General features: G+C 73.1%; 3 protein-coding genes. All 3 read right to left on the bottom strand.

What is annotated here, in order from left to right:
• Window positions 1-9: 9 nt before the first annotated feature.
• The 3 genes from nhaA to Q0A33_RS09650 all read right to left on the bottom strand — a co-directional run bounded on the left by nhaA (window position 10) and on the right by Q0A33_RS09650 (window position 2,236).
• The gene (gene nhaA / locus Q0A33_RS09660) at window positions 10-1,266 is read right to left on the bottom strand and encodes a Na+/H+ antiporter NhaA (RefSeq protein WP_291795569.1); all 1,257 of its coding nucleotides are present in this window, start codon (window positions 1,264-1,266) and stop codon (window positions 10-12) included.
• 332 nt (window positions 1,267-1,598) lie between these two features.
• The gene (locus Q0A33_RS09655) at window positions 1,599-1,766 is read right to left on the bottom strand and encodes a hypothetical protein (RefSeq protein WP_291795566.1); all 168 of its coding nucleotides are present in this window, start codon (window positions 1,764-1,766) and stop codon (window positions 1,599-1,601) included.
• A gap of 47 nt (window positions 1,767-1,813) precedes the next feature.
• Window positions 1,814-2,236: an ATP-binding cassette domain-containing protein gene (locus tag Q0A33_RS09650; RefSeq protein WP_291795563.1), complete on the bottom strand. Its 423-nt coding sequence runs from the start codon at window positions 2,234-2,236 to the stop codon at window positions 1,814-1,816.
• Window positions 2,237-2,510 lie beyond the last annotated feature (274 nt).

Below are 2,510 nucleotides of genomic sequence, written 5' to 3'. Positions count from 1 at the left end.
GAGGCCGGCTCAGCTCTGGTGCTGTGTCTCCGGGCCTGCGGCGGACTCCTGGGCGAGCTTCGCACGGCGGTTCCCGAAGCTCAGGATGACGGAGCCGATCACGGCGGCGACGAAGGAGCCGCCCAGCACGCCGATCTTCACGTGCTCGTCCGCCACGCTCGCCGCACCGAAGGCGAGTTCGCCCACGAGGAGAGAGACCGTGAAGCCGATGCCGGCCACGAAGGACATGCCCGTGAGGTCCGCCCAGCGCAGCTCCGAGTCGAGCCGCATGGAGGGAAGCCGGCTGAGGAGGAAGGTGGCGCCGAGGATGCCGATGGGCTTGCCCAGCACCAGTCCCAGGACGATGCCCAGCGTGATGGGGTCCGCGAAGGCGCTGCGCAGGCCCTCGAGCCCGCCCACTGTGACGCCGGCGGAGAAGAAGGCGAAGATCGGCACGGCGACGAGCGTGGAGATGATGCCCACCTGGTCCGCGAAGTGGGCGGCGAGGCCCTCGTACTCCGGTATTCCGTGCTTGTCGGTACCGACCCGGACGCGCGTGCGGGGCGTGGGGCGCACCGGGACCGTGAAGCCCAGCATCACACCCGCGACGGTGGCGTGGATGCCGGCGGCGTGCACCAGGCCCCAGGTGAGGATGCCCAATGGCACGAGGATCCACCAGGAGCGCACGCCGCGCTGCACGAGGACGGCGAAGATCGCGAGCGGGACGAAGGCGAGGGCGAACCACAGGAGGTGGAGGTCCGAGGAGTAGAAGATCGCGATGATCGTGATGGCGATGAGGTCGTCGACGATCGCCAGGGTGAGGAGGAAGACGCGCAGCGCCGGCGGGAGGAAGCGGCCCACGACGGCCAGCACCGCGACCGCGAAGGCGATGTCCGTCGCGGTGGGGATGGCCCAGCCGTGCAGGGCCTCGCCGCCGGAGCGCAGGTTGATCACCGTGAAGATGATCGCGGGGACGGCCACGCCTCCCACGGCGGCGGTGATGGGAAGTGCCGCCCGCAGGGGGTTCCGCAGCCGTCCCGCGACGAACTCCTCCTTGAGCTCGAGGCCCACGACGAAGAAGAAGATCGCGAGGAGCCCGTCGGCCGCCCAGGTGCCCACGCTGAGGTCGAGGTGGAGGGCGGACGGGCCGAACACCGTGTCACGGATCCCGGTGTACCAGTCCGCCAGCGGAGTGTTCGCGAGGATCAGCGCCGCTGCGGTGGCCGCCAGCAGGAGTGCGCCGCCGAACGCGTCGGAGTTGAGCGTCTTGCGCACGCCCAGCCACATCTGCGGCGGGGCGTAGCGGACAGGGTTCGACCGGCCCGCGGACTGTGCTGCGGGACCGCCCGCGGGGTCTGAGGGACTGGGCGCCGGAGTGTTCTGCGGCTGTGAAGCTGAGGGGTTCGACACGGGTGAGCCTTTGCGAGAGCTGAGCACGGAATGAGGGATGTGATCCTGGCGCGGTGCATCCGGCACGCCGCACGGTCGCTGAGAAGCGGTGCGGACACGCGGAGCGGCGGCTGCCGGCGTCGTCGGCGTGAGAGGTTCTCCGCGGCCGGGCCGGTGAGGACGCGGGCGGAACACGCCGGACGGGTGCGCCGGGACGGAGGGACTGCGCCTCAGTGCGCTCTCGGGGGGCAGCCTGCGATCTCGCCGTGGGCGTTGGTGCCCCAGGAGCTGATCCACCCGTTGGTGCCCGGGTGCCGCAGCTGCAGCAGCGGGCGCATGGCGGCCGCCGAGGCGAGCATGCGCGGCAGCCGCTCATGGCGCGGGAGGTTCACAGGCATGGGCCGAGTCTAGGTGACGGCGGTCTCGTTCGCGAAGCGGTGCGGACTCACTCGTCCAGCCTGTGCTCGCGGTCCGCCAGCGCCTCGACCTCCTCGGGGCTGTGGCTCACGAGGACGCAGGTGCGATCCGCGAGGAGTTCGGCGAGGAGCCCGCGCACCAGGGGTGCCGACTGCCTGTCCAGGGCGGCGCCCGGTTCGTCGAGGAGGACCACCTCCGGGTCCGAGGCCAGCGCCCGGGCGATCGCCACGCGCGCCTTCTGCCCGCCGGACAGCGAGGCCGGCCGCATACGGGAGAGGTGCGCGATGCCCAGCTCCCCCAGCAGCGCGTGCGCCCGTTCCCTCGCCTCCGCACCGGTGATACCCGCGCTCCGCAGGCCGAAGGCGACGTTCCCCGCCGCCGTCATGTGCGGGAACAGCCGCGGCTCCTGCATGAGCAGGGTGATGGCCCGCCGGTGCGGAGGCAGGGCCACGGGTCTCTCGCCCTCCCGCCGCAGCGGGCGCCCGGCGCAGCCCCGCCGCGGGACCGCGGCGGGGGGGGGGCGGGGGGCCCGTGGCCCGGGCGCCGCGGCGGGGGGCCGGCCGCCGGGGCAGGGGGGGGCCGGGGAGGGCGAGGGTCTCCCCGCGTCGCACGGCGAGTGAGACGCTGACGCCGCGCTCCGGCACGCTGAACTCGGCGCGGAGGTGGACTCCGTCCGGCCGTCGTCCGGCCGCTGTGTCCTCATGCTCCGTGGTCACGTGCGGCCT

Origin of the sequence: Brevibacterium sp., from assembly GCF_022712115.1 — a bacterium.
GTDB classification, from domain to species: Bacteria; Actinomycetota; Actinomycetes; order Actinomycetales; family Brevibacteriaceae; genus Brevibacterium; species Brevibacterium salitolerans.
The sequence above is the reverse complement of the archived record's forward strand: the minus strand, read 5'-3'. Positions and strand labels throughout refer to the sequence as shown.

What these genes read in the sequence shown, in the direction of transcription:
- Q0A33_RS09655 (WP_291795566.1), bottom strand. Translation starts at nt 1,766, where the DNA reads ATGCCTGTGAACCTCCCGCGCCATGAGCGGCTGCCGCGCATGCTCGCC.
- nhaA (WP_291795569.1), bottom strand. Translation starts at nt 1,266, where the DNA reads ATGTGGCTGGGCGTGCGCAAGACGCTCAACTCCGACGCGTTCGGCGGC.